Here is a 1,167-nt window from a genome sequence, read left to right as displayed (position 1 = left end):
CCCATAAGACACCCAAAGAAGCTCCACCAACCAATTGAAGAAGCTGTTCTAAGGGCTTTATTGGCCGTGGCTTGAACATTCTCAGCGGACTTTTCTAAACGTTCTGCTATGGTATTGGCTTTTTGATCCAGTGCCTTAAGCATCTGTTCGGTCTTTGCGCTTGCTGTTTGATAAAGATGGATGGCATTGTCTGCCGTTGCTTCAGCTTCAGCACGTGTTAAGCCATTGTTCATAAGGCCGTGGATGATGTCATCGCGGTCAATCTGATCTGTAATTGCTTGAACACGATTAGAAAGGTTTTGCCCAAGATTTTTCAAGTATGTGCGATAGTGAGAAGGATCCTCCCTCACTGCAGTGATTGCCGCACGGATATCGTGAAGAGCTTCTTTATAAACCCGATTGAGATGTTCAGGATTTAGAGCAGGAATTTCGCTTTTATTGAGTACTATCTGTAAATCTCTACGGAGTTTATTAAAATCTACTCCAGAGCTGTTTTTATCACGAAGCAAGCTATCCAAATGTGCACGGTCTGCTGTGGAGAGGAGTGTCGGTCCTTCTGTTCCAAGCGTCGAGGCAACACCTGATACCGTTTGGGCACCTATGTGGGCGGCCCCTGAAACAAACAGAGTGGTTTGAATTGTCATCAGGATCATAAGCAATGCCCAAGTTAAAAAACCATGAATAGAGCCTGCTCCTTCTGAAAAACGGCCAGCAACAAAACCACCAGCGGCAAGGCTCAAAAAAGCGATAAGGATTGAACCAATGCCCATCGATAAAAAGGCGCCTCCAAAGGGAGCAGAAGAATAAAGGTCAATTTGCCCAAAGCCTAAAGCAGCGATCAAGAGAGAAAAGCAGATTGAAATGGCTAGAGCTGTGAGCATTCCAGCAAAAACAGCTGACCATGAAATGGTTGATTGGACTATAGGATATTGTGTTTCCAATGCTGTTTCTTCTAAAAACTGTGTGTGTAATGGCGTGTCAGTGGGAAAGCGTGTTTCCATGTGTGTATCTCCTTGAATGATGTTGGAGATAAAATGCATTTCTGATCCTTATGTTCCCAAAAGAGAGAGGGAAACGTTACAAAGCGTCATAGCGTCTCTTATCATTATAGCAGAAAGGATATAGGCTGTATCAGCCATAAAATAAAAAACAGAGGAGGGAGCTGTT

The 1,167-nt window shown here is 43.8% G+C and carries 1 protein-coding gene; it reads right to left on the bottom strand.

From position 1 onward, the window contains the following. The coding region (locus NPX98_RS06580) for a TIGR04086 family membrane protein (RefSeq protein ID WP_269023352.1) at positions 1 to 1,001 on the bottom strand (1,001 nt) is incomplete at its 3' end. Between the last annotated feature and the right edge of the window lie 166 nt (positions 1,002 to 1,167).

Source organism: Bartonella sp. A05 (assembly GCF_026930145.1).
Classification (GTDB): Bacteria; Pseudomonadota; Alphaproteobacteria; order Rhizobiales; family Rhizobiaceae; genus Bartonella.
Note: the sequence above shows the minus strand (reverse complement) of the source record. Positions and strands in the feature narration are given on the sequence as shown.